26 protein-coding genes are annotated in these 26,555 nt (G+C 61.4%); 12 read left to right on the top strand and 14 right to left on the bottom strand.

Features of this window, described 5'->3' with window-relative positions:
* The first annotated feature begins 227 nt into the window (after positions 1 to 227).
* On the top strand, positions 228 to 1,250 hold the full coding sequence (gene rlmF, locus HX839_RS20970) for a 23S rRNA (adenine(1618)-N(6))-methyltransferase RlmF (RefSeq protein ID WP_087695168.1): 1,023 nt from the start codon (positions 228 to 230) through the stop codon (positions 1,248 to 1,250).
* 64 nt (positions 1,251 to 1,314) lie between these two features.
* On the opposite strand, the gene HX839_RS20965 is transcribed toward rlmF, so the two are convergent.
* Complete coding sequence (locus tag HX839_RS20965; protein ID WP_003212743.1) at positions 1,315 to 1,596, bottom strand: HU family DNA-binding protein; 282 nt, start codon at positions 1,594 to 1,596, stop codon at positions 1,315 to 1,317.
* A 397-nt stretch (positions 1,597 to 1,993) separates the two neighbouring features.
* Between HX839_RS20965 and yejK the strand changes: the two genes are divergently transcribed.
* Together yejK and HX839_RS20955 are read left to right on the top strand one after the other, a co-directional pair.
* Positions 1,994 to 2,998 (top strand): nucleoid-associated protein YejK, encoded by a 1,005-nt coding sequence (gene yejK, locus HX839_RS20960; RefSeq protein ID WP_003212745.1) that lies wholly within the window; start codon positions 1,994 to 1,996, stop codon positions 2,996 to 2,998.
* Entirely contained in the window at positions 2,998 to 3,348 is a 351-nt protein-coding gene (locus HX839_RS20955) for a glutaredoxin family protein (RefSeq protein ID WP_003212747.1), read from the top strand. Before yejK ends, HX839_RS20955 begins: the two co-directional genes overlap by 1 nt.
* Positions 3,349 to 3,483: 135 nt before the next feature.
* Here HX839_RS20955 and HX839_RS20950 read toward each other — a convergent pair whose 3' ends face one another.
* From HX839_RS20950 to HX839_RS20925, 6 genes are all read right to left on the bottom strand, one after another.
* Positions 3,484 to 5,724 (bottom strand): TonB-dependent receptor, encoded by a 2,241-nt coding sequence (locus HX839_RS20950; RefSeq protein ID WP_177067647.1) that lies wholly within the window; start codon positions 5,722 to 5,724, stop codon positions 3,484 to 3,486.
* 273 nt (positions 5,725 to 5,997) lie between these two features.
* Positions 5,998 to 6,987: a FecR family protein gene (locus HX839_RS20945; protein WP_003212751.1), complete on the bottom strand. Its 990-nt coding sequence runs from the start codon at positions 6,985 to 6,987 to the stop codon at positions 5,998 to 6,000.
* On the bottom strand, positions 6,984 to 7,544 hold the full coding sequence (locus HX839_RS20940) for an RNA polymerase sigma factor (RefSeq protein WP_003212753.1): 561 nt from the start codon (positions 7,542 to 7,544) through the stop codon (positions 6,984 to 6,986). The genes HX839_RS20945 and HX839_RS20940 overlap by 4 nt, the downstream gene beginning before the upstream one ends.
* A gap of 11 nt (positions 7,545 to 7,555) precedes the next feature.
* A complete protein-coding gene (locus HX839_RS20935) occupies positions 7,556 to 7,882 on the bottom strand; it encodes a DUF3325 domain-containing protein (protein ID WP_177020380.1) in 327 nt (108 codons plus the stop codon).
* Complete coding sequence (locus tag HX839_RS20930) at positions 7,883 to 9,457, bottom strand: PepSY domain-containing protein (protein ID WP_177067646.1); 1,575 nt, start codon at positions 9,455 to 9,457, stop codon at positions 7,883 to 7,885.
* Positions 9,454 to 9,756, bottom strand: coding sequence for a DUF3649 domain-containing protein (locus HX839_RS20925; RefSeq protein WP_003212759.1), 303 nt, complete (start codon positions 9,754 to 9,756; stop codon positions 9,454 to 9,456). The genes HX839_RS20930 and HX839_RS20925 overlap by 4 nt, the downstream gene beginning before the upstream one ends.
* A gap of 159 nt (positions 9,757 to 9,915) precedes the next feature.
* Here HX839_RS20925 and HX839_RS20920 point away from each other — a divergent pair, with 159 nt between their 5' ends.
* The 3 genes from HX839_RS20920 (at position 9,916) to fecA (ending at position 13,778) form a co-directional block, all read left to right on the top strand.
* Positions 9,916 to 10,404, top strand: coding sequence for a sigma-70 family RNA polymerase sigma factor (locus HX839_RS20920; RefSeq protein WP_177046370.1), 489 nt, complete (start codon positions 9,916 to 9,918; stop codon positions 10,402 to 10,404).
* The gene (locus HX839_RS20915) at positions 10,401 to 11,342 is read left to right on the top strand and encodes a FecR domain-containing protein (RefSeq protein WP_177067645.1); all 942 of its coding nucleotides are present in this window, start codon (positions 10,401 to 10,403) and stop codon (positions 11,340 to 11,342) included. Before HX839_RS20920 ends, HX839_RS20915 begins: the two co-directional genes overlap by 4 nt.
* Before the next feature lie 90 nt (positions 11,343 to 11,432).
* Positions 11,433 to 13,778, top strand: a complete 2,346-nt coding sequence (fecA, locus tag HX839_RS20910; RefSeq protein ID WP_177067644.1) for a TonB-dependent Fe(3+) dicitrate receptor FecA — start codon at positions 11,433 to 11,435, stop codon at positions 13,776 to 13,778.
* Here the strand turns inward: fecA and HX839_RS20905 are convergent, their stop codons facing one another.
* The gene (locus HX839_RS20905) at positions 13,779 to 14,651 is read right to left on the bottom strand and encodes a LysR family transcriptional regulator (protein WP_008438547.1); all 873 of its coding nucleotides are present in this window, start codon (positions 14,649 to 14,651) and stop codon (positions 13,779 to 13,781) included.
* Positions 14,652 to 14,755: 104 nt separating this feature from the next.
* Between HX839_RS20905 and HX839_RS20900 the strand changes: the two genes are divergently transcribed.
* Positions 14,756 to 16,264, top strand: coding sequence for an MFS transporter (locus HX839_RS20900; RefSeq protein ID WP_177040118.1), 1,509 nt, complete (start codon positions 14,756 to 14,758; stop codon positions 16,262 to 16,264).
* A 72-nt stretch (positions 16,265 to 16,336) separates the two neighbouring features.
* Here HX839_RS20900 and HX839_RS20895 read toward each other — a convergent pair whose 3' ends face one another.
* Positions 16,337 to 16,747, bottom strand: a complete 411-nt coding sequence (locus HX839_RS20895) for an HPF/RaiA family ribosome-associated protein (protein ID WP_003212772.1) — start codon at positions 16,745 to 16,747, stop codon at positions 16,337 to 16,339.
* A gap of 211 nt (positions 16,748 to 16,958) precedes the next feature.
* Positions 16,959 to 17,906, bottom strand: coding sequence for a LysR substrate-binding domain-containing protein (locus HX839_RS20890; protein ID WP_003212775.1), 948 nt, complete (start codon positions 17,904 to 17,906; stop codon positions 16,959 to 16,961).
* Positions 17,907 to 18,043: 137 nt separating this feature from the next.
* Here HX839_RS20890 and HX839_RS20885 point away from each other — a divergent pair, with 137 nt between their 5' ends.
* The 3 genes from HX839_RS20885 (at position 18,044) to HX839_RS20875 (ending at position 21,394) form a co-directional block, all read left to right on the top strand.
* Entirely contained in the window at positions 18,044 to 19,420 is a 1,377-nt protein-coding gene (locus HX839_RS20885) for an L-serine ammonia-lyase (protein ID WP_177067643.1), read from the top strand.
* 60 nt (positions 19,421 to 19,480) lie between these two features.
* Positions 19,481 to 20,776 (top strand): serine/threonine transporter, encoded by a 1,296-nt coding sequence (locus HX839_RS20880; protein ID WP_102605175.1) that lies wholly within the window; start codon positions 19,481 to 19,483, stop codon positions 20,774 to 20,776.
* Positions 20,777 to 21,076: 300 nt separating this feature from the next.
* Positions 21,077 to 21,394, top strand: a complete 318-nt coding sequence (locus HX839_RS20875; RefSeq protein ID WP_003212781.1) for a DUF3509 domain-containing protein — start codon at positions 21,077 to 21,079, stop codon at positions 21,392 to 21,394.
* Here HX839_RS20875 and HX839_RS20870 read toward each other — a convergent pair.
* Together HX839_RS20870 and HX839_RS20865 are read right to left on the bottom strand one after the other, a co-directional pair.
* Positions 21,391 to 21,879, bottom strand: coding sequence for a phosphate-starvation-inducible protein PsiE (locus tag HX839_RS20870; RefSeq protein ID WP_003212783.1), 489 nt, complete (start codon positions 21,877 to 21,879; stop codon positions 21,391 to 21,393). The two genes, HX839_RS20875 and HX839_RS20870, sit on opposite strands and share 4 nt — an antisense overlap.
* 287 nt (positions 21,880 to 22,166) lie before the next feature.
* Positions 22,167 to 22,424 carry a DUF6124 family protein gene (locus tag HX839_RS20865; protein WP_008438570.1) on the bottom strand — a complete coding sequence of 86 codons (258 nt, stop codon included), beginning with the start codon at positions 22,422 to 22,424 and terminating at the stop codon, positions 22,167 to 22,169.
* Positions 22,425 to 22,729: 305 nt separating this feature from the next.
* Here HX839_RS20865 and HX839_RS20860 point away from each other — a divergent pair, with 305 nt between their 5' ends.
* Positions 22,730 to 22,990, top strand: a complete 261-nt coding sequence (locus HX839_RS20860) for a YebG family protein (RefSeq protein ID WP_003212789.1) — start codon at positions 22,730 to 22,732, stop codon at positions 22,988 to 22,990.
* A 208-nt stretch (positions 22,991 to 23,198) separates the two neighbouring features.
* Here the strand turns inward: HX839_RS20860 and HX839_RS20855 are convergent, their stop codons facing one another.
* A complete protein-coding gene (locus tag HX839_RS20855; RefSeq protein WP_023659147.1) occupies positions 23,199 to 23,924 on the bottom strand; it encodes a dienelactone hydrolase family protein in 726 nt (241 codons plus the stop codon).
* A 217-nt stretch (positions 23,925 to 24,141) separates the two neighbouring features.
* Between HX839_RS20855 and HX839_RS20850 the strand changes: the two genes are divergently transcribed.
* Positions 24,142 to 25,449 carry an acetamidase/formamidase family protein gene (locus tag HX839_RS20850; RefSeq protein WP_177067642.1) on the top strand — a complete coding sequence of 436 codons (1,308 nt, stop codon included), beginning with the start codon at positions 24,142 to 24,144 and terminating at the stop codon, positions 25,447 to 25,449.
* Positions 25,450 to 25,455: 6 nt separating this feature from the next.
* Here HX839_RS20850 and HX839_RS20845 read toward each other — a convergent pair whose 3' ends face one another.
* Complete coding sequence (locus HX839_RS20845) at positions 25,456 to 26,475, bottom strand: Glu/Leu/Phe/Val dehydrogenase dimerization domain-containing protein (protein WP_010176963.1); 1,020 nt, start codon at positions 26,473 to 26,475, stop codon at positions 25,456 to 25,458.
* Between the last annotated feature and the right edge of the window lie 80 nt (positions 26,476 to 26,555).

The following is a 26,555-nucleotide window of genomic DNA, read 5'->3' as shown; positions in this document are numbered from 1 at the left end:
GAGACCTTCGGGTCTCTTTTTTTTGCTTGGAAAAACACCGCTGTTTCTCTTTGGAAACCCGACCAATGTGGGAGCTGGCTTGCCTGCGATGGCATCGCCTCGGTCTGGCAGATACACCGAGTCACCTGCATCGCAGGCAAGCCAGCTCCCACATTTGACCGAGTTCGACCAAGGAATGTGTGACAATACCCACCACTTTTGAAACAAACGCAGAATCGACGCAGCCCATGACCGCCCCCAGCACACCCAAAGCACCGCGCAAGAAGCCAAAATCCAATACGCCGGCCAAGCCCGTCGTTCCGCGCAAAGAGGCCACCTTGCACCCGCGTAACCGCCACCAGGGCCGTTACGACTTCCAGGCGCTGATCAAGACCACGCCCGAACTGGCGCAATTCGTGATCATCAACCCGTACGGCAAGGAAAGCATCGACTTTGCCAGCCCAGACGCGGTGCGGGTGTTCAACCGGGCGTTGCTCAAGGCGTTCTACGGCATCAATCACTGGGACATCCCGGCTGACTACCTGTGCCCACCGGTACCGGGGCGTGCCGACTACGTGCACTTCCTCGCCGACCTGCTGGCCAGCGTCAACGAAGGCGTGATCCCCCGTGGCGCGCCGGTGAAGGTGCTGGACATCGGCATGGGCGCCAACTGCGTCTATCCGTTGATTGGCTACAGCGAGTACCGCTGGAACTTCCTCGGCTCGGAAGTCGACCCGACGGCCGTGGCCGCCGCCAAGGCGATCGTGCAGTCCAACGGGCTGAACAAGGCCATCCAGCTGCGCCAGCAAACCAACCCCAAGCAGATCCTGCTGGGCTTGCTGGAGCCAGGCGAGCGGTTTGACCTGACCATGTGCAACCCGCCCTTCCACGCGTCCATGGATGAGGCGACCAAGGGCAGCGAGCGTAAATGGCGCGCACTGGGCAAGGCTGATCCGAAACGCAAGCTGCCGGTGCTGAACTTCGGTGGCCAGTCGGCGGAATTGTGGTGTGAAGGCGGTGAAGCGCGGTTTGTGACGCAGTTGATCGCTGAAAGCGCGCATTTCCAGCACAAGGTGCTGTGGTTCAGCACGCTGGTGTCGAAAGCGTCGAACTTGCCGGCGATCCAGACAGCGCTGAAAAAGGCCGGTGTGCTGGAAAGCCAGGTGGTGGAAATGTCCCAGGGCCAGAAGCAGAGCCGCTTCGTCGCCTGGACGTTCCAGACCCCGAGCGAGCAACAGGTATGGCGCCAGCGTTGGGCCCGTAAAGACTGATAAATCGCAGGCAACAAAAAACCGTGCCCGGATCGCTCCGGAGCACGGTTTTTTTTGCTGCGTCTTACTTGTTAACAGCGTCGGTCAGGCCTTTGGCCACAACCAGCTTGATAACTTTCTTGGCAGCGATTTCGATGGCAGCGCCAGTCGAAGGGTTACGGCCAGTACGGGCAGGACGCTCGGTCACTTTCAGTTTGCCAACGCCTGGCAGAGTGATTTCGCCGCCGTTTTCCAGCTGATCAGCAACGATCTGGCTCAGTTGGTCCAGCAGAGCACGCACGGTGGTTTTCGGTGCGTCTACAGCTTCAGCCAGATCAGCGATCAGTTGGTCTTTAGTAATAGCCATTGTGGTGTTCCTTCCCTATCAAATTCATTTGGATTGCAGAGTGCAGTGTCAGCCATCGAGCCCTGCCATCAAGGCCTGGCACCCAAGGGCTATAACCACGAAGATCGGGGTTATAGATACCTGAAACCGGGTTTGGTTCGACCTGACAAATGCTGAATGCACGCTTAACGCCCAGACTGCGCGTAAGACGGGGCAAAACTAGCACAGAGACGGGGAAATATCCGCCTCAACATACCCATTTGGTCAGCTTTATCGCTCTAAACCGTGAAAAAAAGGCATATGGCCCGTCGGATGGCGCTCAAAACGCCCTCCGAACAGCGCCATCCCCAGCGGGTGCGGTACACTGGCGACTTTTTCCGGGAGCCCCACCCCTCCCCTTCAACCAGCCGAGAAGCCCATGCCGATCCGTCATTGCATCGTCCACCTGATCGACAAAAAACCCGACGGCACACCCGCAGTTCTCCACGCCCGCGACTCCGAGCTTGCCGAGTCGGCAGCGATCGAGAACATGCTCGCCGACCTCAACGAGAGCTACAACGCCAAACAAGGCAAGGCCTGGGGCTTTTTCCATGCCGAGTCCGGCGCGCACCCGTTCAGTGGCTGGTTGAAGGAATATTTCGACGGTGGCAAGGATTTCACCGCCTTCAGCCGTATTGCCGTGGAACACCTGCAGAAGCTGATGGAGGAGTCCAACCTCTCCACCGGCGGCCACGTGCTGTTTGCCCACTATCAACAGGGCATGACCGATTACCTGGCGATCGCCCTGCTGCACCACAGCGAAGGCGTGGCCGTGACCGACCAGCTGGACGTGACGCCGTCGCGCCACCTCGACCTTGGCCAACTGCACCTCGCAGCGCGGATCAACGTGTCCGAGTGGCAGAACAACAAGCAGTCCAAGCAATACATCTCCTTTATCAAGGGCAAGAACGGCAAGAAGGTCTCGGAGTACTTCCGCGACTTTATCGGCTGCCAGGAAGGCGTCGACGGTCCGGGCGAAACCCGCACCCTGCTCAAGGCCTTCAGCGACTTCGTTGAAAGCGAGGATCTGCCGGACGAGTCCGCCCGCGAGAAAACCAAGACCCTGGTGGACTACGCCAGCAGCCAGGCCAAGCTCGGCGAGCCGATGGGCCTGGAAGAGCTGTCCGGGTTGATCGATGAAGATCGGCCAAAAGCCTTCTACGATCACATCCGCAACAAGGACTACGGCCTGTCGCCGGAAATCCCGGCGGATAAACGCACCCTCAACCAGTTCCGCCGTTTCACCGGGCGTGCCGAAGGCTTGTCCATCAGCTTTGAAGCGCACCTGCTGGGCGACAAGATCGAATACGACGAAGCCGCCGGCACCTTGATCATCAAGGGCCTGCCGACCCAACTGACCGACCAGCTCAAGCGTCGCAACTGATGCTGGGCGGGGTTCTGAAGAAAGTCCTGCTGGTGTTGCTGGTGGTGGTGGTTTTCCAGAACTGGGGCAAGATCGAGCGGCTGTTCAACCCCTCCCAGGTGGTGCCGGAGCAGACACGCGCGGCGGCGCGCGTGGTGCTGTATTCCACCGAGTGGTGCGGCTACTGCAAACAGATCCGGCGCTTTCTGGATTCCAAGGGGATTCCCTACCAGGCGTTTGATATCGAGAAGGACGCCCAGGCGCGCAAGGCGTACGAGGCGTTGGGGGGCGGCGGGATTCCGTTTGTGGACGTGAACGGCACGCTGATTCGCGACTACAACCCGGAAGCGATCATGGCTGCGCTGAAGTAACTCACTCTGTAAAATACCGCAGATCAAATGTGGGAGCGGGCTTGCTCGCGAATGCGCTGGTTCAGTCAATACATCTGGCGACTGATCCACCGCTTTCGCGAGCAAGCCCGCTCCCACATTGGGTTTGCGTACGCGTTAGAAATTGGCCTCCAGGGAAACCATCGCCGTACGCTCTTCACCCACGTTGTAATACGCCGAGCTGGCCGCCAGGCCATTCACCGGCGCCGAGTTGAACGACACGGTGCGCGCCGAGCTCAAGTATTCCTTATCAAACACATTGAGCATCGAGAAGCGCAGCGCGGCCGACTTGAAGACCTTCTTGTCCACCGGCAGGTAGATACCGGCGTTGAGGTCGAACACGGTGCGCCCGGAGATTTTCTCGTTGTTGGTCAAATCACCGTAGAACGCCCCGACATACTTGCCGGCAATGTTGCCGTAGTAGCGCTTGTCGTCGTAACCAAACACCAGGTTGAGCATGTTTTCCGGCACGTTGGCCAACTGGTTGCCCTTGGTCGGCAACAACACGTTCTTGCTGACAAAGTCGTCCTGCTGCTCGGACTTGGTATAGGTGTACGACGCGTAGTAGTTGAAGTTGTACGGCAGCAGGCCGCTCCACTCCAACTCCAGGCCTTTGTTGGTCACGTCACCGACGTTGGCCATCACGTAGTCACCGTTCAAGTCGGTGGTCGACAGCTGACGGTCCTTGAAGGTGATGTAGAACAGGGTGGCGCTCAGGGCCATTTTCTCTTCGGTGTAGCGCCAGCCCAGCTCCTGGTTCCAGCTCAGCTCGGGGTTGAGGTTGAGGGAGTCACCCTTGTTGTACAGCACGTAGTTCTGCGGGGTGCGCATGTTGCGAGTGACGTTGTAGAACGCCTGGTTGCTCTCGTCGACCTGGTACTTGGCACTGAAGTTCGGCAGGAACTGATGGTAGCGGGCGTTACGTTTTTCCGGCTTGTCGTACAGGCTACCGAGGTTGTCGCCGTCCCGTTCGACGTACTGGTACGCCAGGCCGCCGACAAAGCTCAGGTCTGGCGTGGCTTGCCAGCTGTCCTGCACCCACAGCTTCTGGGCCGGGGTCACGGTGTATTGATGGCGCCCCTGGACAGTCTTGCCGTTCTTGTCGACCACCTGGCCGCCGCTGTTGTAATCGCCCCAGACGTCGTCCGGTGCACCTTCGCTGTTGATCCCGATATACGGCTGGGTCTGGCGCTGGCGAGCGCGCTCGTACCAGTAGCCGTAATCCAGGCTGTGCTCCTCGTTGATGTCCCATTTCATTTTGACCGTCACGCCAGGGCGCCAGGTTTCGGTCCACGAGGGGCGATAGTAGTTGGCCGACTTGAGGTTGCTCAGGTCGTAGTTGCCACTCTTGTCGGACTTCGGCCCCAGGTTGGTCGCGGTCTGGCCGCTGAAACTGCCGCCGTTGCCCCAGTAGTAGTAAGGCGCAACCGTCAGGGCCAGGTCATCACGCAGGCGCCAGCGCTGGGTGAAGGTGGTCATGACACTTTCAAATGGGTTGCGGTTGAGCTTGTAGGAAGACGACAGCAAGCCGTTTTTGTAGACCGGGGTTTCCGCGTAATCCAGGCGGCGGCCCTGTTGCTGGAACTGGCTCTTGCTCAGCGTGTTGTAGTTGTAGTTTTCCTGGGTGTTGTACTTCATGGTGAAGTTGCTGGTGTTGCCGTTGTCGTCTTCGAACAGCGTGCTCCACTCCACCTTGTCGCCCCGCAAGGTGCCCTTGCCGCGCCACTTGTCGCCCTCGGTGTGAGAGGCCGACACCCAGGTCTTGAAGCCGCCGAGGTCGCCGGTGTTGATGCGGGCGAAGGACTTTGTCAGGTTGTTCGAACCCATGGATTGCTTGACGAACAGCCCCGGCTCCTTGGTCGGCCGAATGGTGACCATGCCGATGTTGCCGCCGCTGGAACCAATGTGCGGGCCGTCCGCTTCCGAGGAGCCCTGGGTGACAAATACTTCGCCGACGTTTTCCGGGTCGCCCAACTGGTTGGCGTAAACACCGTAGCTGCCGGAGTCGTTGATCGGCACGCCGTCCATGGAAACCCCGACCTGGTCGGAGTTCATGCCGCGCATGGTGAAGCTGGTGCCGCTCATGCCGCTGGCGTCGTCGTTGGAAACGTTGATGCCCGGGGTGTACTTGAGCTTGTCGATGGCGTTGGCCGTCGGGGACATTTCGTCCATGGCTTCCTTGGTCACCGTGGACCGGGCCTTGGCACTTTCTTCCTGAATCATGTGGCCGGTGCCCAGGGTACGTTCGCCGGCGACGTGCACCGAACCGACATCCTGGGAATCTTCTGCCAGAACCAGCGGCGCAAAGCCGCCCAGGCCCGATGCTAAAAGCAGGGCATAGAGTTTGTTGTAGGTCACGAGTAGATCCCTTACATGCATCTATCTGTTGTTATGGGGGAGGTATTGGCGATCTCGGCTGGGTGAACAGCGCCGCCAATCTTCCTGACCACCTGCTCAGGAATCCGAGGATCATCCGTGCATCACGTAACGATTTGGTTACAGGTTTTGGCGATTGCGATGAAGGTTAAATGAAAGGTCCACACACACGGATGTGCCAAGGCATGGGGATTTTCAAGAGAGACAGGTGCAAGTAATGACAGCGCCACGCCATTGCAGCGTAGCGCTCTGTATCTAGCGCAATACGATCATCCGACCGAGCAGCGAGTGTTGTTCAAACCCCAAGACCGCCTGCAACGCATTGAGCACCGCCTGGGGGTCCTTGCTCGGGAAACTGCCGCTGACACGCCGGGCGCCGAGGTCTTCGTTGAGCAGCAGAATGCGCCCCGGATAGTAGCGGCCGAGGTCTTGCACCACATCGGCCAGCGGCGCCTTGTAGTAGTTGAGCCAACCATCGCGCCAGGCCAGGCGCGACTCGCTGTCGACCGCGTGCAGCTCATCGGCGACACCGTCGGCGTAGGCCACTTGCTGGCCGGCCGTCAGAATCTGTTGCTGAGCATACTTCGACGGCGTTACCCCAACCCGACCGGACAACACCGTCACCTGCGCACCTGCCGGTTGCAGGCGCACCTCAAACTGCGTGCCGAGCACCCGTGCTTCGCCGCTGCCGGCCTCGACCACAAAGGATTCGCCAGTGTGGGTCACACTGAAAAAACCGGCGCCACGGCGTAGCTGGATATGGCGCTCGCCATGCTTGAAATCCACTGCGATCGCACTGTCGGCGTCCAGGGTGACCTGGCTTTGATCGGCCAGGGTCACGGTCTTCACCTCACCCGGCGCGGTGACGTAATCCGCGCCGAAGTCATCGACCCAGCGTGACGGCTGCCAGCCGGCGCCCATCGAGATCATCACCAGCAGGCAGGCGGCCATGGCCAGGGCGCCAGACCAGCGCCGCACGCTGGAGCGTTTCGAGGTATTCATCGCGTTCAAGTAACCCTGCAGCGCCAGGGCATCCTCATCCGCCAACGTTCTGGCCGGTACTTCACTCAATTCCCACAGCACCTGGGCCTGGGCGTAGGCTTCCACATGCGCAGGATCGGCCCGCAGCCAACGGCTGAACGTGGCCTGGTCGCCACTGCTGGGCTGGTCGTGCAACAAGCTCAGCCAGGCCAGTGCGGCCTGTTCCTGGTCGGGCGTCGGGGTGACGCGGGCAGTGGCGTTCACGGGGCTTTCCTTGGCGATGGTTCACGAAGGCTGGCCTTGCAGGCTTCGAGGGCACGCATCATATGTTTTTCCACGGCGCTTTGGGACAGGCCCATGGCCTTGGCGATTTCCGCGTACTTGCGGCCATGGATGCGGTTGAGCAGGAAAATCTGCCGGGTACGTTCCGGCAGGCTGCGCAAGGCTGCTTCAACGTGACGCAGATCATTGCCCGCCTCCAGCGCGGCCTGGGGTTCGCAGCCCTGGTTATCCTGTTGTTCCGGCAGCCAGCCTTCGCTGCTGCGCACCCGGGCGCCTTCGCTGCGCAGGTGGTCGATGGCGATATTGCCGGCGCAGCGCAGCAGGTAGGTGCTGAGTTCCTCGACCTGCACCAGCGGCCGGCGCCAGAAGCGCAGGAACAAATCCTGCACCAGGTCCGCCGCCGTCGCACGGCAGCCCACGCGGCGGCTGACCAGCGCTTCCATCTGCGAGCGCTGGGACAGGAACACCTGCAGGAAATGCGCCCGTCCGCCCGCCGCGTCTGCGTGCTGCTCTGGATGTTCGGGGGGCGTGGTGATCATCAACGGTGGACTCAAAGGGTCGCGAAGGCCGCAACCGGGCTGGCCAGCAGGCCGAGGCCCGCCAGGATCAAGGCCAGCCTTGGCCGATACGGCAACAGCAACACCAGCAACAACCCGCTGAGCATCAAGACCGCGCACCACTCCACCAACCCCTGGCTCCACCCGGTCGCGAGCACCGCCGGCCAGATCGAGACAATCAACAGCAGCCAGCCGCCCACGCGCAAACCCAGGCGCCGACGAGGCGAAGGTTTACTGTGCAGCAGTTCGCCATGGTGCCGGTCCATGGACAGGCACAACGCGGCAAACCCTGCGTAACACAGCAATAGCGCCAGGAGCATTCAGTTCACCTCGCCCTTGAGGGTCAATGGCCGGGCACGTTCGGCCTTGGGCTGAGGGACGCGGCGGTGCTGCATTTTCCAGGCAGCCCAGGCGAGGAACACACCGCTGCCCAGGCACGTCAGGTCGAAGCCGGCCATGGCCCAGTCGCCGTTGGCCAGGGTCACACCCAAATGCTGGGTCGTGGTCAGCGCGTTGAGCACCGGCACGCCGATAAACAGCAGCGCGCCCACACTCAATTGCTCAACCCAGCCGCGGCGCCCCTGGCGAACAATCGCGTGCACGACGCTCAAGCCCCAGGCAATAAAGAAGGCTTGTACTTCCCAGTCCGAGCGCCCGGCAAAGCTGGCCGGCAACAGGCGGTTGGCCCAGAAGAATGCAGCGATGGCGATCATCAAGCCGGACATGCTGGCGATGTTCAGCACTTCCACCAGCCGCAGCTCAAAGGGCATCACACCGGTTTTGGTGTGCTTGAGCTGACGCTTGCCCAGCCACATCACCAGCCCGGTGCCGATCATTGCCGTGCCCGCGAGGCCGCAGATGAAATACAGCCAGCGCAATACCGGGCCGGCGAAATGGCCCATGTGCAAACCGTAGAAGCTGCCACCAATCGCCGCCGGCAGCGACTGCTCGCCGCTCACCCGCAACAGTTCGCCGGTAGTGCCGTTGAATGACACGGTGCTGCCAAAGTCATGCACCACTCGATCCGACCCGGCGCGGAACACATTGACCGAAGCGTTTACATCGCTTGGATTATTCACCACCAGCCGTCCGACATGCCCGCCGGCCCATTGCCCGCGCGCCTGCTCGTACATCGGGCCCAGTGGCAGCAATTGCCCCGGCTGGCCGAGGGCCGGCGCATTGTCGGTGGCCGGAAACACATCGTTGAAGAACGCACGGGTGTCGTTGCCGTAGGAAGCGAGGATGCTCGCCGGCATCACCATGCTCATGAAAATCACCAGGCTGCTGTAGGTGATCATCAAGTGGAACGGCAACACCAGCACGCCCACGGCGTTATGCCCGTCGAGCCAGGACCGCTGGCCCTTGCGCGGGCGGAAGGTGAAGAAGTCCTTGAAGATTTTCTTGTGGGTGATGATCCCGGTGATCAACGCCACGAACATCACCATCGCGGCGATGGTCGACAGCCAGCGCCCCCACGGATAGGGCATTTGCAGCTGGAAGTGGAAACGATAGAAGAATTCGCCGCCCATGCTTTCCCGGGCCTGGACCTGCTGGCCGCTGACGGGATCGAGGAGTTTTTCGACGAAATTGCCGCGCTTGCCCGGGTCGACCTTGTCTTGCCACATCACCGACAGGCCCGGCTCACGGTTGCTCGGCAAGGTGATAAACCAGCGCGCGGCATTGGGCGCCTGGTGTTGCAGATAGGTTTGGGCGGCGGCCAGGCTACGGGCGTCATCGACGGGATGCGCCTGCACTTCGGGCTGCATCCAGTGGGTAATTTCGTCCTTGAAATACGACAGGGTGCCCGTCAGGAAAATTGCAAACAGCAGACAGCCAAAGATCAACCCGGCCCAGGTGTGCAACCAGGCCATGGCCTGGCGGAAGCCCTCTTTCATGTGCGCGCCATCCAGTACGCCAACCCGGCGAACGTGGCCATTATCGCGCTGGGCAGCAACACGCCAAACCAGGCGCGCCAGGCCGTGCGGCAGGCGAAGCACCAGATGACCGCCAACAGGTAGAACACAAACGAACTCAGCATGCCGCTGATCACCGCATCGGCGCGGCTGGTGGGCAGCCACAGCGTCATGCACACGCTGGCCAGCGAGGCCAGCAGGTAACCGCCGACCACAGCCGCCAGCACCCGCGAAGTCACGGCAAGACGGTAGGAAACGGGAAGTGAGGTTTTGCGTTTCATGCACAAGGCGCCAGGTTCGTCAGTGCGCAATATTAATGATAAAGGTTCTCATAAGCAAAAGAGAACGCATCACTGGCAATTGCCGAACCCGCCTGCGCGCCCTACAATGCGAACAATTCTTGTTCTCTAAAGCATGCCCATGCTGCCGGAGTGTGCGCGTTGCAGCCGTCCAACACCGTCGAAGTCCTGTACCACGACCATCACCACTGGCTTACCGGCTGGTTGCGACGCAAGCTCGGCTGCCCGGAAAGCGCCGCCGACCTGGCCCAGGACACCTTCATCCGCGTGCTCACCGCACGGGAAACACCGACGCTGATCGAACCTCGCGCCTTCCTCACCACCATCGCCAAGCGTGTGCTGTGCAACCATTACCGCCGCCAGGACCTGGAGCGCGCCTACCTCGACGCCCTGGCGCAAATGCCCGAACACGTGGCGCCGTCGGAGGAAGAGCGGGCAATCATCCTGCAAACCCTGATGGAGCTGGACCAGTTGCTGGATGGCCTGGCGCCCCTGGTCAAACGCGCGTTCCTGCTGGCCCAGCTCGACGGCCTGACCTACGCGCAAATCGGCGCAGAACTGGGGATCTCCATCGCCACGGTCAAGCGTCACCTGCATAAAGCGGCGATGCGCTGCTACTTCGCCCTATGAGTTTCTCAACGCAAGTCGCCGAACAAGCGGTGCACTGGCTGATGGAAATGCAGCAGGGCCCGCTCAACCCACGTAAACAGGCGGCCTGGCAACAGTGGCTGGACGCCCACAGCGAACATCAGCGGGCCTGGGAGCACATCCAGCGAGTGAACCAGCGCTTGCGCGGGATGCCATCACCCCTGGCCCACACCGCCTTGAATACACCGAAATCCAACAGTCGTCGTCAGGCCCTGAAGTTGTTGCTGATACTCGGCGCCGGGTCGGCAGCGGCCTGGGGTTTGCGCCAGCAACATATATTGCCGCCGTTGAGTGCCGACTACCGCAGCCCCATCGGCCAACGGCGCAAGTTCCAGCTGGCGGATGGCAGCCAGTTGCAGCTCAACACCGGCAGTGCGGTGGATGTGCATTTTGATGGCCAGCAACGCTTGATCCGCCTGCTCGAAGGCGAAATCCTGCTGACCGCCAAACCCGGCAACGCCCCGCTGCGGGTCATCACTTCCCAGGGTCTGCTCAGCGCCCAGGCGGCGCGGCTGAACGTGCGGCAATTCAACGATCACACACAACTGGCGGTGTTTGATGGGCACGTTGACGTGATGCCCAACACCTATAGCGGTTTGCCGTTGTCGGTGGAGAAAGCCCATCAGGTCAATTTCACCCGCAAAGGCTGGGACACCGCCCGCCCCACCGACGCCGGCAGCGGCGCCTGGGCCGACGGCATGCTGGTGGCGGCCCACATGCGCCTGGAAGATTTCCTCGCCGAATTGAGCCGTTATCGCCGTGGCCAGCTCAATTGCGATCCGCAGGTGGCCAACCTGCTGATTTCCGGCAGCTACCCGCTGGACGACAGCGAACGAATCCTGGACCTGCTGCAAGTCAGCCTGCCGGTCAGGGTTCGGCGGTTTACCCGCTACTGGGTCACTGTCGAAGCCCGTGCCTGAAATATTTTCAAAACCCGTGAGCCGTTTTCCGCACCTCGCGTGACAGAGAAGGAAAGCCACCTTGATCCTTCCTTCTCAGGACCGCACTTCATGCCCCAGCAACCGACTCGCCTGACGCCCCTCGCCCGCACCCTGCGCCACTTGTTGCTGGGGGTCAGCCTCAGTTTCAGCACCGTTCCCTACGTAATGGCGGCCGACGCCAAGCCCTACCGCATCGCCCCTACGTCACTGGAAGCGGCGCTGAATCAATTTGGCCGGGAAGCCGGCGTGCTGATTTCATTTGGCTCGGACGTGACTGCCGGCGTGCAAAGCCACGGCCTGTCGGGCAACTACACCGCTGAAGAAGGCTTGAATGCGTTGCTCAAAGGCACCGGCCTGCAAGCCCGTGCCGAGGGCAACAACGCCTTCAGCCTGCAACCGGCGAATGCTCCGGCCACCCTCGAATTGGGCACCTCCAACGTGGTCGGCGACTGGCTGGGGGACGCGGCACAAACCAACGTCTTCGAGCACCCGGGCGCCCGGGACGTGATCCGCCGTGAAGAATTCGAACGCCAGGGCGCCACCCAGGCCCGCGACGTGCTCAACCGCATTCCCGGGGTCAACGCCCCGGAAAACAACGGCACCGGCAGCCACGACATGGCACTGAACTTCGGCATTCGCGGGCTCAACCCACGCCTGGCCTCGCGCTCCACGGTCTTGATGGACGGCATCCCGGTGCCGTTCGCGCCGTATGGCCAGCCGCAGTTGTCGTTCGCGCCCATCAGCATGGGCAACATGGATGCCGTGGACGTGGTACGCGGCGGCGGCGCAGTGCGTTATGGCCCGCAGAACGTCGGCGGCATCGTCAACTTCGTCACCCGCGCGATTCCCGATGCGCCAACGGTGAAAGGCGGCCTGCAAACCGAAACCAGCCCGTCTTCCAGCCACGATGGCTTCAAGACCACCGGCAACCTGCTGGCCGGCGGCACGGCGGACAACGGCCTGGGCGGCGCGATCCTGTATTCCGGCACCCGTGGTGGTGATTGGCGCGAGAACAGCGACACCCGCATCGACGACCTGATCCTCAAGGGCAAATACCAGCTGGACGACGCCAACAGCTTCAACGCCATGGCGCAGTACTACGAAGGCAAGGCGGATATGCCCGGTGGTTTGAGCACTGCGGCCTACAAGGCCGACCCGTACCAGTCCACCCGCCCCTACGACCAGTTCTGGGGCCGGCGTACCATGTTCAACGCGGGCTATCGCTACCAGGAAGATCGCCGGGAATTCACGGTCAACAGCTTCTTCACCACCACCCTGCGCAGCGGTTACCTGGACCAGGGCAATTTCCTCTCCCTGTCGCCCCGCGAGTATTGGGTACGCGGCCTGGAAACCCGTTTCGCCCAAGGCTTCGACCTCGGCCCAACCAGCCACGAAGTCGGCGTGGGCTACCGCTACATCAACGAGGCCGGCCACGAACTGCGCTACCGCACGCCGATTTCCGCCAATCAGCAACTGCCGACCACCGACAGCCGCAACGACCGCGACACCCGGGGCAGCACCGAAGCCAATGCGTTCTTCGTCGACGACCGGATAGATATCGGCAAGTGGACCATCACCCCGGGCATCCGCTACGAGATGATCGAGTCCCAGCAGACCAACAACCTCAGCAACGTCAAATACAAGGGTGACTACAACACCGCCCTGCCGGCGTTGAACGTGCTCTACCACCTGACGGACGACTGGAACCTCTATGCCAACACCGAAGGGTCGTTCGGCAGCGTGCAGTACAGCCAGATGCCCAACCGCGTGACCAGTGGTGAAGTGAAGCCGGAAAAAGCCCGCACCTGGGAACTCGGCACACGCTATGACAACGGCACCTTGCGCGCCGAGATCGGCGCGTTCCTGATCAACTTCGACAACCAGTACGACAGCAACCAGACCAACGACACCGTGATCGCCCGCGGCGAAACCCGCCATCAGGGCATCGAGTCCAGCATCAACTACGCCCTCGACGGCTTGAGCCCGGCGCTCGCCGGTTTTGATGTGTACGCCACCTACGCCTACGTCGACGCCACCATCCGCGAAGACGGCCCGAACAAAGGCAACCGCGTACCCTTCTCCTCCAAGCACAAGGGCACCCTGGGTGTGGGTTACACCGAAGGTCGCTGGAAGTTGAACGTGGACAGCAGCTACCAGAGCAGCCAGTTTGCCGACAACGCCAACACTGAAGCAGAAAGTGCTGATGGCAGCACCGGACGCATCCCTGGCTACATGCTGTTCAGCAGCCGCGCGGCGTACGACTTTGGCCCGCAGCTGTCGGATTTGAACGTGGCGGTGGGTGTGAAAAACATCTTCAACAAGCAGTACTACACCCGCTCGTTTGACGATAACAACAAGGGCAAATACGTCGGCGAGCCGCGCACGCTGTATGTGCAGACGTCCATCGCGTTCTGATCAACTGCCCGCCAGGCACGACGGTGTGCCGGCCACCAACGCGTCGATGGCGCACCGGGTCTTGGCCGGCATGTGCGTCGCCGTGGGCCAGATGACATGGATCGGCATCGGCTGCTCGCGGTGGCCCGGCAGTACCGCCTGCAGTTGCCCGCGCAACACGTAGTGGGCGATCAGCCAACTGGGCAACCAGGCCAGGCCGACCCCGGCGATGGCGGCATCGGCCACGGCCTGCAGGTCATCGAGGATCAACGGCGAGGCGACTCGCTCGCGGTGCGGGGCATTGCTGCGATAGGCAATGCCCCGGTGCCCGGCCAGGTCGTCGATGGAGTCAATCCGAGGTGTGCGCTGCAAGTACGCGGGTGACGCCGCCAAGGCAATCGCCTGTTCCCCCAGGCGGCGGGCGCTCAGGCGGTCGGTGTCAGGCAGCGCGCCAATGCGTACCGCCAGATCGAAGCCTTCCTGGGCCAGGTCGATCAGTCGGTCGGAGAAGGAAATTTCAATCTCCAGTTGCGGAAAACGGTCCATCAGCCCCCACAACGCCGGCGCCGCATAGTGATGACCAAACGCCAAAGGCAAGCTCGCCCGTAACCGTCCACGTGGCTGCTGACGGCCACTTTCCAGCACGGATTCGGCGGCTTCCAGTTCCGCCAGCGCACGCAGGCAATGCTCGTAATAGGCCTGCCCGTCCTCGGTCAAACGCTGACGCCGGGTGGAGCGTTGCAACAGCGACGTCCCCAACCGCGCCTCCAGCCGCGCCAGGCCTTTGCCCACCGCCGAGCGCGTGAGGTTCAGCCGTTCGGCGGCCTCCGTCAGATTGCCGCTCTCGACGATCTGCAAAAACAGTTCAACACCATCAAAACGCGGAGTGGCCATGGTCGTTTGTCGCCCTATATTCCCTTATCACAGGAAGAAGTATCGCTAATAAAGAATCAGATTCCCGTGAAAATGACACCTTCCCCCATTGAAAGGAAGAGGCCATGCCACCCGACGCCGTTGTATCCGCCATCAACCCGCCACGTACCGCCCGGGACGGCCTTGCGCTCACCGCCGTGTGCCTGGTGGCGCTGATGTTCGGGCTGGAGATTTCCAGCGTGCCGGTCATCCTGCCCACCCTTGAGCAGCAACTGGGCACCGGCTTCCAGGACGCCCAATGGATCATGAACGCCTACACCCTGGCCTGCACCAGCGTGCTGATGGCCGCCGGCACATTGGCCGATCGTTTTGGCCGCCGACGCATGCTGGTGCTGTGCCTGTGGGTATTCGGGCTGGCTTCGCTCGCCTGCGGGCTGGCGAACGATGCGTCCACGCTGATCGCGGCGCGTTTTGTCCAGGGCGTGGGTGGCGGGGCGATGATGATCTGCCAGTTCGCGATCCTGTCGCACCAGTTCCGCGAGCCGGCGACCCGGGCCCGGGCCTTTGCGGTGTGGGGCGTGATCGCCGGGGTGGGCCTGGGTTTCGGGCCGATGGTGGGGGCATTGATCCTGGCGGTGGCGGATTGGCGCTGGGTGTTCCTGGTGCATGTGCCGTTGACCTTGTTCACTCTGGTGTTGCTGCGCATCAGCGTGCAGGAATCCCGTGACCCGGCGGCCCATCGCCTCGATATAGCCGGTATGGCCACCCTCACCCTGGCAGTGTTCGCCCTGGTTTATTTCATCACCCAGGGCACCGAGAGCGGCTTTGCCACCCCGGCCATGCTCGGCTGGGCCGGACTGTCGGTGGGCAGCCTGTTGTTGTTCGTGGTTGTCGAGCGGCGCAGCCTGCATCCAATGTTCGACTTCTCGGTGTTTCGCATCCCGCGCTTCAACGGCGCGCTGATGGGCTCGATCGGCATGAACTTCAGCTTCTGGCCCTTCATGATCTACCTGCCGCTGTATTTCCAGGCCGGCCTGGGCTACGACACCATGCTCACCGGGCTCGCCCTGCTCGCCTATACCCTGCCCACGTTGGTGGTGCCGCCGCTGGCTGAACGCCTGGCCCTGCGCTATGGCGCCGAACGCATCATTCCATTGGGCCTGGGCCTGATGGGCGTGGGGTTTGTGACAATGGCGGCGATCAATCATAGCGGCCAGCCCAGTGTGGTATGGGTCCTGATCGCCTGTGGGATTGCCGGCAGCGGCTTGGCGTTTACCAACTCGCCCACCACCAACACCACCACCGGATCAGTTTCATCCGACCGCGCAGGGATGGCCTCGGGCATCGACTTCAGTGCACGTCTGATCACCCTGGCGCTGAATATCGCGTTGATGGGGTTGGTGTTGATACTCGGGATCGCTCATTACCTGGCTGGCGTATTGCCTGGCACGGCACAGTTGGCCACCCTCAGTCAGGACATCGCCGCCGGCAAGCTGGACGTGTTGCCGCAGGGCCCACTGATCGCCCAGGCCGCGCTGCGCAACGGTGCGGGATGGGCCATGTTGTATGCCGGCGTTGGAGCGTGCGCACTGGCGGCCTTGAGCGCCTGTTTTTTCCGGCGCAGCCCGCGCTGACCTTTTGCGCATAAAAAAACGGGCCTGCATCTGCAGGCCCGTTTTCAGTGGGGTTGAAAAAAGTATCAGCTATCAGCCGTTAAGCGCAGCCTGTTCGTTTTCCAGGAATTCCTCTTCTAGCTCGGCCTCGTCGGCCTTGGTATTGGGCAGGCTTTGACCCGCGGCGCGTGGTTTGCCGCGCAGTTTGCCGTACAGATGCTCCAGGGCATGCTCCAGCTTGGTCGCTGCGCCATCGATCGCCTGTTCCAGCGTATCGGCTTTATGGAGGACCGAAAGCGGTTGATGGCCTTTTGGCCGCGCTTCCAGTCGGCAACTCAGATCGTGTGGGCCGGGCTTGTCACCGTTCTCGTCCCGCAGGTAAACCTCGACGCGGGTCAGATCTTCTTCGTAACGTTCGAGCGTGCTCTCAATGGTGGTACGTACCCACTCCTCCAGTCGGATGCTGCTTTCAATATGGTTATCGCTATTGACTTGGATTTGCATAGTTTTCCCTTATTTCAGCTAGCTCGCCGAAGGCCATTCCTGCTTCACCGGATGGGTGAAAACCATGACCTCCTGATTACACAATTGAGCAGACAGAGGAACATTTCAACCCCTTTGCAAAGATAAATCCCACATTACAAATTAACCCTGACTACAACCAAAAACGCTGTTAGGGTGGGGAGTTGGTTACATCTTCTTACCGCCAACTTCCTTACAATTGCCCCTCTCCCAACGGGTGCAATCCGCGAAAAATCTCCGCTTCCTCCACCAGCCAGTCATGCACCGCCCGCACGCCCGGATGGCTCAACGCACCCGGCGCGTACAGCAGCACATAGCGTTTGTGGTTGGGAACGGCGAGGCCGAATGGCACGATCAAGGTGCCGCGTTCCAGTTCGTCATTGAGCAAGGTTCGCCGGGCAATCGCCACGCCCATGCCCGCAATCGCCGCCTCGATAGTCAGGTGGTTGCGGTTGAAGGTATGCCCGCGCCGTACGTCGGCGGCGTCATAGCCGATGGCATTCAGGTAGAACTCCCACTCTGCGTACTCATAACTCCCACGCCAGGCAGTGATGTCGTGCAGCAGCGGGAAATGCACCAGGTCAGCGGGGCCATGCAGTGGCGGTCGCCCCCGCAGCAGGCTCGGTGCGCACACCGGGAAAATTTGCTCGTCCAGCAAGGCTGTGGATAACAAGCCGGGATAGCTGCCGTCGTTAAGGTCGATGGCCAGGTCGAAGTCGCCCTCGTGCAGGGCGACGCTGCTGTCTTCGGCAACCATGCGCAGCTGGATATCCGGGAAGCGCTGCTGCAAACGCGGCAAACGCGGGGTCAGCCATTTGCCGAGAAACGACGGGATCGAGCGCAGGCGCAAGGTGCCGCTGATCATCCCGGCGTCCAGCCGCTGCAACTCGGCATCGATGCTGCCATAGGCCTCGCCCACGGTGATCGCCAACCGCTGGCCCTCTGCGCTCAGCTCAACCCCGCGTGCGCGCCGATGGAACAGGCGAAAGCCCAGGCGCTCCTCCAACTGACGGATTTGCTGGCTGACCGCGCCCGGGGTGATGTGCAGTTCCTCGGCGCAACGGGTGAACGACAAATGCCGTGCCGCGCAGGAAAAAACGTGCAACCAGACGTAGGTCTGGCCATGAAGCGGGCGAGCCATAGGGTTTAGTCCTGCTAAAGGGTGTCTTAGGATAATTCGTTGGTCAGTGCCGATCCAGAGGCTCAGTATCGCGCCAATTCCGCTTGTCCTACAAAACATGGCAGCGATTCCTACTCCATTGCTTGTAAGGGTTTAGCATGGCTATCAGTGTTTTCGATCTATTCAAAGTGGGCATTGGTCCTTCCAGCTCCCATACCGTCGGCCCGATGCGGGCCGCGGCGACCTTCGTCCAAGCGCTTATCGACCAGCAATTGCTCGACGAAACCCGTCGCGTAGAGGTGCGTTTGTACGGCTCGCTGTCCGCCACCGGTGTCGGCCACGCCACCGACCGCGCCTGTGTGATGGGCCTGATGGGCGAATGGCCAGACAGTATCGACCCCACCAGTATCGGCCCACGCATCCAGCAACTGCGCGAGTCCGGCCAATTGCTGCTCGGCGGCCGCACGTCGATTGCCTTCAACTGGCAACACGACCTCCTGCTGCTGGACGAAAGCCTGCCCTACCACCCCAACGCCATGTCCCTGCATGCCTACGGCGAAAACGGCCCGTTGAGCGAGCAAACGTACTACTCGGTGGGCGGCGGTTTCATCATCGAAGCGGCAGAAGCCGAGTCCGGTATCGCGCCTACCAGCGAAGTGCAATTGCCCTACGACTTTTCGAGCGCCGTCGAACTGCTGGCCTTGTGCAACAAGCACGGCCTGCGGGTTTCCGAACTGATGATGGCCAACGAACGGGCCTGGCGCAGCGATACCGAGATCCGCAGCGGCCTGCTGCATATCTGGTCGGTGATGCGTGAATGCGTCGAACAAGGCCTGCGCCACGAAGGCATCCTGCCCGGCGGTCTGGATGTGCCACGGCGCGCGGCGAAACTGCACCGCAGCCTGCTGGAAATCGGCAAACCCAACGTCATCACCTCGACCTTGTCGGCCATGGAATGGGTCAACCTGTTCGCCCTCGCCGTCAACGAAGAAAACGCCGCCGGCGGGCGCATGGTCACCGCGCCGACCAATGGCGCGGCGGGAATCATCCCGGCGGTGCTGCACTACTACATGAAGTTCAACCCGGACGCGTCTGACGATGACGTGGTGAATTTCTTCCTGGCTGCCGCCGCCGTCGGCATCCTCTGCAAGAAAAACGCCTCGATCTCCGGCGCCGAAGTCGGCTGCCAGGGCGAAGTCGGTTCCGCCTGCGCCATGGCCGCTGCCGGCCTTGCAGACGTGCTCGGCGCATCCCCGGAGCAACTGGAAAACGCCGCCGAAATCGGCCTGGAACATAACCTGGGGTTGACCTGCGACCCGGTTGGCGGCCTGGTCCAGGTGCCGTGCATCGAGCGCAACGCCATCGCCGCGGTCAAGGCGATCAACGCCACGCAAATGGCCCTGCGCGGCGACGGCAAACACTTCATCTCCCTGGACCGGGTGATCCGCACCATGCGCGACACCGGCGCCGACATGCACGACAAATACAAAGAAACTTCACGGGGCGGCCTGGCCGTCAGCTGGGTGGAGTGCTGAGGAGCATTCCCTGATCGCCCCAACGTGAGCCCGCGCAAAAATAATAACGAGGCAATAACGATGACCGATGTACGTACACCTGCTGCCGAAAATCCCGCTGTAGACCTGACGCCGACCACCGTTACACAAGGCTGGAACAAACACGACACCACCTGGATGCTCGGCCTCTACGGCACCGCCATCGGTGCCGGCACCTTGTTCCTGCCGATCAACGCTGGCGTGGGCGGCTTCTGGCCGTTGATCGTGCTGGCGCTGCTGGCCTTTCCGATGACCTTCTTCGCCCACCGTGGGCTGACGCGCTTTGTGTTGTCGGGCAAATCCGGCGACATCACCGAAGTGGTGGAAGAACACTTCGGCATCGGCGCCGGCAAGCTGATCACCCTGCTCTACTTCTTCGCGATCTTCCCGATTTTGCTGGTGTACAGCGTGGCGCTGACCAACACCCTGACCAGCTTTATGGAACACCAACTGCACCTGGCTGCACCGCCCCGGGCAATCCTGTCGCTGGTGCTGATCCTCGGCCTGATGGCCATTGTGCGCTGCGGCCAGGGCGTGATCGTCAAGGCCATGAGCGTGCTGGTGTACCCCTTCGTCGCCGCCCTGCTGCTATTGGCGGTGAGCCTGATCCCCAACTGGAACGGTGCGTTCTTCGCCTCCGCCAGCGAAGGCATGCCCGTGCCGGCCTTCTTCAAGACCCTGTGGCTGGCGATCCCGGTGATGGTGTTTTCCTTCAACCACTCGCCGATCATCTCCGCCTTCGCCGTCGACCAGAAACGCGTGTACGGCCCGCAAGCCGAACGCAAAAGCAGCGGCATCCTGGCCATGGCCCACAGCATGATGGTGCTGACGGTGATGTTCTTCTGCTTCAGCTGCGTGCTGGCCCTGTCGCCGGCTGACCTCGCCGCCGCCAAGGCGCAGAACATCTCGATCCTGTCGTACCTGGCGAACCACTTCCAGACCCCGGTCATCGCCTACGCCGCACCGTTGATCGCGCTGGTGGCGATCACCAAATCCTTCCTGGGCCACTACATCGGCGCCAGCGAAGGCTTCCAGGGCCTGATCGTCAAATCCCTGCGCGGGCGCAACCGCAGCATGTCGGCCAAGTGGCTGGAGCGCTGCACCGCGCTGTTCATGGTGCTCACCTGCTGGGCCGTGGCCACCTTCAACCCGAGCATCCTCGGCATGATCGAAACCATGGGCGGGCCGATCATCGCCTGCCTGTTGTTCCTGATGCCGATGTACGCCATCCGCCGCGTGCCATCCCTGCGCCAGTACTCGGGCCAGGCGTCCAACGTGTTTGTGGTGTTGATCGGTTTGATTGCGCTGTCTGCGATCGTTTTTTCGGTCATGCCCTGAAACGGATCACCGAACTCAAAAACACCACCCACCCACTGTGGGAGCGGGCTTGCTCGCGAAAGCGGTCGTTCAGCCGAGTAATCATTGGCTGACACACCGCATTCGCGAGCAAGCCCGCTCCCACAGGGGAAATTTGATGGCAGGCAAATTGCTGTACGGCACGCCCCTTGCTGTACAGCTACTGAGGAAAACGGACCTTGTGAAAACCTCAGCGAGCGAATGGCCGGTGGTCAGGAAACGCGAACTAATCCCGACACCGGTCGTCAATGACTGCATGTTCTTATCAGGCGGTAACGCACCATGGACAACCCTTTTCAGATCATCACCGACACCTTCGCCCCGAAATACCGGGTCAATTTAAGCATCCAGCGGCTGGACGGCAGCATCATGCTGACCCTGTCCGATGAAGACGGCGTCGTGGCCAAACGCATGATCAGCGCCGAACAACGCAACGACCCCCAGCGCCTGAAACGGCTGGTGCAGAGTGTGCAATTCGGGATTGCGATCGAGCAGGGGCACAGCGCGATGGAGATATTGGCGGTGATGACCGATGGGGACAGCCACCAGGTACTGCAGCGGCCGCCGGTCAGCAGGCCGCCGCTCAACGCAGGGTTCTAGAGCTCGCCCTTCTCTGTTTCAAGGCTCGCTTCGCCCTTGCGGCGCGGGCCTTCGACCTTCACCGACGGAAATGCCGACGACGCATACCGCACCACCAGAATCGCGAACGCCAGCAGCAGAATCCCACCGCACAGGTAGATGATGCCGATGTCGGGCGGGTTGTGGTGGGACACGTTGGAAATCAGCAGACGGGTCAGCGCCGTGATCGCCACGTAGATCAGGAAACGCACCGGCATGTGGTTGGTCTTGAAATAAATCCCGACCATCGCCCCCAGTTCCAGGTAGATGAACAGCAGCAAGATGTCATCGATCTTGATGTGCCCCGTCTCCAGCATCCCCAGAAATTCCATCACCGCGGCATAGGCGGTCACCGCACCAATGGCGAACAACGCCAGGTAGTGGAACGTCTCGACGAACAGATTTCCCAAGGACTCGGCCAGTTGGTGCACGGTCTTGCGCAGGTTTTCAGCCCAGTTGATTTTCACGATGATGCTTCCTTAGGTCGGCTCGACCGGATAATGCGGGTTGGACGTGACGGTTTCTCTGCATGCAGAAAAAAGGCCAGGGAACAGGAAGTGAGATGGTGGCGGGGTGATATGAGGCACTTATCTTGCTGCTTGATGATCGTTCCCACGCTCCGCGTGGGAATGCCGCCCCGGACGCTCCGCGTCCCATGCCCCAGGGTTTCGGGTAGAGGTGACGCGGAGCGTCACGGTATGCATTCCCACGCAGAGCGTGGGAACGATCCATCTAGGTGACCGGGTGATTTAGGTCAGGTCGGGGCGACTTGATCCAACGCTTGATCGACCAATAAACCACTCATTTCCAGCAGTTGATGGATCGCCAGAAGCAAACTTCGCTGTGGTCCTTCAAGCTCAAAAGCCAGGCTACTGGCCATTTCACGGGCACTGTTCAAGGTTTCGCTGGCATTGGCGAGTAATGTTTCAGTGTCAGTATTTGGGGTCACAGCGAAAAGCGCGGTAGGCGGCTTTATAGGCGATTCAGAAAAACAGGCAGTCATTTTTACCATGGTGCATTCCTTGGATTTACAAGATGTTTGCTCCTTAAATTCGAGCCGCCAAACTCGTGTACCGCATAAGCGAAGCCCGGAGAAGGTAAGCCACTGAATGACGCTCCTGCAACCCCACCAACCTGTGAGAAGTTTCCGATAGGGCAAACCAGCATTTGCCAGCTACATTGAAAAGCCACTACCCAAAGCCCATGGATTGGCTTATGCTTTTAGCTGTATATAAATACAGTGGTCGCAAAAACGCTTGGCGACACTCGAACCAAGGGCAACTCCCTTCAATACTGCACCGATGACGAGGCCGAAAAATGGCTGTTGAAACCCTGTATCGCAGTACCCGTGACCTGGAGACTACATTCGTGGATCGCAAACTTGCCGACGCACACGACCAGATGCTTGAACTGGCAGAGTCCCTGATGGAAGTGCTGTTGAAAAACGTCGAAGGCTTGAGCGAGAAGCAGGCAGAAGATGCCGGTATTTTCATGGCCAAGAACCGCGCGGCGTTTGCGGCGGCGTTCAAGAACAATGCGAGTGCATTGGCGGAGATTGGGCAGCCAGCGGCTGAGTGATGCATTGCCAGTAGTGGCGAAAGGGCTTGCTGTGGCCGAGGGCGCTTGCTGTGGCAGAGGGAGCTTGCTGTGGCGAGGGAGCTTGCTCCCGCTGGAGTGCGCAGCGCTCCCAAGCTTTTGGGTCTGCTGCGCAGCCCAGCGGGAGCAAGCTCCCTCGCCACAGCAAGCTCCCTCGCCACAGGTTATGCGTTGATGCCTTTCACATGTGTCATGCCTGCCACAAGGTCTTGCCGAAGAACGTCAACGTGCGGTCCCACGCCAGTTGCGACCAGGCGGCATCGTATTGCGTGTCTGCAATCCGACCATCACCAATCGCCGTCTCGTTGGCAAACGCATGGCGCGCCAGGTAGCGATGGAAAGTCGCGTCCACACCCGCAGCATGCAGTTTTGCCTCCAGCTCCGCCACGGTGTCGATATTGAAGAAGGCATCCTGCGTGCCCCAATGCCCGATCAGCGGCGCCTTGATCTTCGAAGCATCCAGATACTCCAGCGGCGGGAAGCCGTACCACACCACGCCCGCAGCCACTTCCGGAATCGCGTTCAACGCCAGCAACGTCAACGCCCCGCCCATGCAGTAACCGGTCACACCAACTTTTTTCGAATCCGCCTGCAAGTACTGCACGGCGCCCTTGATGTCCTGGGAAACCGCGTCACCAAAATCCAGCCCATCCATCAGGTGGTGAGCCTCTTCCTCTTCCACGGTCGACGCGCCGCGATAAAGGTCCGGCACCAATACGCGGTAACCGCATTCGGCCAGTCGATTGGCAACGCCCTTGATCTGATCGTTTACGCCCCACCATTCCTGGATCACCACGATCGCCGGCGCGCCTTCGAGTACGGCCGGGCTGGCCAGGTAGCCGTTGACGTCCGCGCCATCCGGGCGTTTGAAGGTGATCATGCGCCCGCTGGAGCGCCCTGCTGTTTGTTTGGACATGCCAACCTCGTTCTGATGGGTTTGAAAAAATAAGCCGATAACAGAGATATCTGTATTTGCACGTGTCCGCCACTGCGGGTGTATCAGAGTGTGTATGGATGCCCCTGAGATACACACGTACCGGCAATCGCGGCAGCGCGACACACGACAGATACACATCGGCGCTTAAGTGATGAAGCCTGTTCAACATTCAATCACCCAGGGCCCGGAAAATAAAATGAATAACCTCCCTTCTGTTGACCGTCTCACCGTCACCTCCTACACCAATGGGCTGCTCGGCCCCAGCCAGAAAATGCTCGGCCCGCTGGCCGACGGTGGCACCTTGATCACCGGCACCCCGCCCGGTTGCTGGGGCCCGATGATCACGCCGGCCTTTGAGGGTGGCCATGAAGTGACCCAGCCCGTGTTCATCGCCGGCGCCGAAATCGGCGACGCGGTGGCGCTGAAAATCAAGCGCATGCGCGCCACCTCCCTGGCCACGTCCTCGGGGGTCATGAGTTTTGTCGAAGGGCGTTACCACGGCGACCCGTTCGTCGCGAAGTTCTGCTCCAACTGCGGGCAAGAGCATCCCGCCAGCCACGTCGAAGGCATTGGCGATGACGCCATTCGTTGCGATGCCTGTGGCGCCGAGGTCAGTGCGTTTCGTTTCAGCAATGGTTACGTGATCGTTCTGGATGCCGAGCATCAGGTGAGCCTGACGGTCAACCAGGCCGTGGCGGATCGCCTGGCCGGCAAGGCATCGGACCTGTCGGCGCTGCCCGAACTGTCTGCCCAGCACTCGATCCTGTCCCTGGCCCGCGCCGATATTCCGGGCCTGGCCGCGCATATGCGCCCATTCCTGGGCAACATCGGTACCACGCCTTCACGGGATCTTCCGGATTCCCACAACTGCGGCGACTTCGGCCAGTACCTGGTGGGCGCGCCCCATCGCTACGGCATGACCCATGATGAACTGCACGCCGCGAAAACCGATGGCCACATGGACACAAACTCAGTGCGCGAAGGCTGCATCCTGATCTGCCCGGTGAAGGTCCCCGGCGCCGGGGTGTACATGGGCGATATGCATGCTCAACAGGGCAATGGCGAAATTGCCGGGCATGCCACCGATGTGTCGGGGGAAACCGAACTGACGGTGCAGGTGATCAAGGGCCTGAGCCTGGACGGGCCGATCCTGCTGCAAAACCTCGATGACCTGCCGCCCATGGCGCGCCCGATGACCGCGGAACAACACCTGCGGGTGAAGGCACTGGGCGAGCGCTGGGGCCAGGTGGAGATCGAGGAGAACGCGCCCATCACCTTCATCGGCAGTGGGACCAATCTCAACGTCGCGACAGACAATGGACTGGAACGCGCCGCCGCCGTGACCGGGCTGCCGCTCGACGAAGTGCGCAACCGCGCGACCATCAACGGCTCGATTGAAATCAGCCGCCTGCCGGGAACCGTGCGGGTCACGATTCTGTGCCCGATGCACATCCTTGATCGTATGGGCGTGGGCCAACTGGCCCGGGAGAAATATCAGCTTTGACCCGCCTCAGCGGTACAGCAAGCGCTCCGCCAGCTCATCCGCTACCCGCGCGGGTGAGCGTTTTTCAGCCTGGGCATGGGCGAAGATTTCGGTCAGGCGCGTGCCGATGTTCGACAGGTGCGCGGTGATGGTTTCCAGCTCCGCGCCGCCGTGCTTGAGGGCCACGTAGATCAGCCCACCGGAGTTGATCACGTAGTCCGGCGCGTAAAGAATCCCACGCCCTTCCAACTGATCGGCCACTTGCAGGTTGGTCAGTTGCGCACTGGCGGAGCCGGCCACCGCTGCGCATCGCAACTGCGCGACCGTGTAGCGGTTGAACACCGCGCCCACACCGCAGGGCGCAAGGATATCGCACGGAGTGCTGAGCAAGGCTTCGTTGGCAATCGGGTGCGCACCCAGTTGTTCCATCGCCAGTTGCACCTTGCCGTGGTCGATGTCGCTCACCAGCAATTCAGCCCCGGCGGCGTGCAGTTGCTCGGCCAGGGCATAACCGACATTGCCCAGGCCCTGGATCGCCACGCGCAGACCTTCCAGGTTATCGCTGCCCAAGCGAGCCATCGCGGTGGTGCGGATGCCGGCGAACACGCCCATCGCCGCGTGGGGCGAGGGATCGCCGGCCGCCGTGGTGCTGGTGACATAGCGGGTCTGCTGGGCGATGCAATCCATGTCGGCCACCGAGGTGCCGCTGTCGATGGCGGTGATGTAGCGGCCATCCAGCTGCTCGATGCAGCGGCCGAAGGCTTCAAACAATGCCGCGCGGCTTTCCACATGGGCGGGGCGGATGATCACCGCGTTGCCGCCACCCACCGGCAAACCGGCCAGCGCGGCCTTGTAGCTCATGCCCTGCGCCAGGCGCGCGGCATCCGCCACGGCACTTTCATCGTCGGGGTAAGAGAGGTAGCGGCAGCCTCCAAGGGCGGGACCCAGGCGGCTGTTGTGGATGGCAATGACCGCCTTCAACCCGGTGGCCGGGTCAACGCTCAGGTGCAGCGATTCAAGGCGGGTGCTGTGCATGAGCGCAAACATCGTCAAGCTCCCGAATCACTTCTGGTAGGCGCCAAGTATAGGACTGCCAGCGAAACCCTGCTGAAGCGCGCAGGAATAAG

This window comes from Pseudomonas sp. I8001, assembly GCF_013385345.1.
In the GTDB taxonomy this organism is placed as follows: Bacteria; Pseudomonadota; Gammaproteobacteria; order Pseudomonadales; family Pseudomonadaceae; genus Aquipseudomonas.
The sequence above is the reverse complement of the archived record's forward strand: the minus strand, read 5'-3'. Positions and strand labels throughout refer to the sequence as shown.

Bases quoted from the DNA above. Each gene is read 5' to 3' on its own strand.
- yejK (WP_003212745.1), top strand. From the start codon at position 1,994: ATGCCGATCCGTCATTGCATCGTCCACCTGATCGACAAAAAACCCGAC.
- HX839_RS20915 (WP_177067645.1), top strand. From the start codon at position 10,401: ATGAGTTTCTCAACGCAAGTCGCCGAACAAGCGGTGCACTGGCTGATG.
- HX839_RS20895 (WP_003212772.1), bottom strand. From the start codon at position 16,747: ATGCAAATCCAAGTCAATAGCGATAACCATATTGAAAGCAGCATCCGA.
- fecA (WP_177067644.1), top strand. From the start codon at position 11,433: ATGCCCCAGCAACCGACTCGCCTGACGCCCCTCGCCCGCACCCTGCGC.
- HX839_RS20875 (WP_003212781.1), top strand. From the start codon at position 21,077: ATGGACAACCCTTTTCAGATCATCACCGACACCTTCGCCCCGAAATAC.
- HX839_RS20865 (WP_008438570.1), bottom strand. From the start codon at position 22,424: ATGGTAAAAATGACTGCCTGTTTTTCTGAATCGCCTATAAAGCCGCCT.
- HX839_RS20900 (WP_177040118.1), top strand. From the start codon at position 14,756: ATGCCACCCGACGCCGTTGTATCCGCCATCAACCCGCCACGTACCGCC.
- HX839_RS20880 (WP_102605175.1), top strand. From the start codon at position 19,481: ATGACCGATGTACGTACACCTGCTGCCGAAAATCCCGCTGTAGACCTG.
- HX839_RS20935 (WP_177020380.1), bottom strand. From the start codon at position 7,882: ATGCTCCTGGCGCTATTGCTGTGTTACGCAGGGTTTGCCGCGTTGTGC.
- HX839_RS20885 (WP_177067643.1), top strand. From the start codon at position 18,044: ATGGCTATCAGTGTTTTCGATCTATTCAAAGTGGGCATTGGTCCTTCC.
- HX839_RS20965 (WP_003212743.1), bottom strand. From the start codon at position 1,596: ATGGCTATTACTAAAGACCAACTGATCGCTGATCTGGCTGAAGCTGTA.
- HX839_RS20930 (WP_177067646.1), bottom strand. From the start codon at position 9,457: ATGAAAGAGGGCTTCCGCCAGGCCATGGCCTGGTTGCACACCTGGGCC.
- HX839_RS20860 (WP_003212789.1), top strand. From the start codon at position 22,730: ATGGCTGTTGAAACCCTGTATCGCAGTACCCGTGACCTGGAGACTACA.
- HX839_RS20855 (WP_023659147.1), bottom strand. From the start codon at position 23,924: ATGTCCAAACAAACAGCAGGGCGCTCCAGCGGGCGCATGATCACCTTC.
- HX839_RS20850 (WP_177067642.1), top strand. From the start codon at position 24,142: ATGAATAACCTCCCTTCTGTTGACCGTCTCACCGTCACCTCCTACACC.
- HX839_RS20890 (WP_003212775.1), bottom strand. From the start codon at position 17,906: ATGGCTCGCCCGCTTCATGGCCAGACCTACGTCTGGTTGCACGTTTTT.
- HX839_RS20905 (WP_008438547.1), bottom strand. From the start codon at position 14,651: ATGGCCACTCCGCGTTTTGATGGTGTTGAACTGTTTTTGCAGATCGTC.
- rlmF (WP_087695168.1), top strand. From the start codon at position 228: ATGACCGCCCCCAGCACACCCAAAGCACCGCGCAAGAAGCCAAAATCC.
- HX839_RS20845 (WP_010176963.1), bottom strand. From the start codon at position 26,475: ATGTTTGCGCTCATGCACAGCACCCGCCTTGAATCGCTGCACCTGAGC.
- HX839_RS20925 (WP_003212759.1), bottom strand. From the start codon at position 9,756: ATGAAACGCAAAACCTCACTTCCCGTTTCCTACCGTCTTGCCGTGACT.
- HX839_RS20955 (WP_003212747.1), top strand. From the start codon at position 2,998: ATGCTGGGCGGGGTTCTGAAGAAAGTCCTGCTGGTGTTGCTGGTGGTG.
- HX839_RS20940 (WP_003212753.1), bottom strand. From the start codon at position 7,544: ATGATCACCACGCCCCCCGAACATCCAGAGCAGCACGCAGACGCGGCG.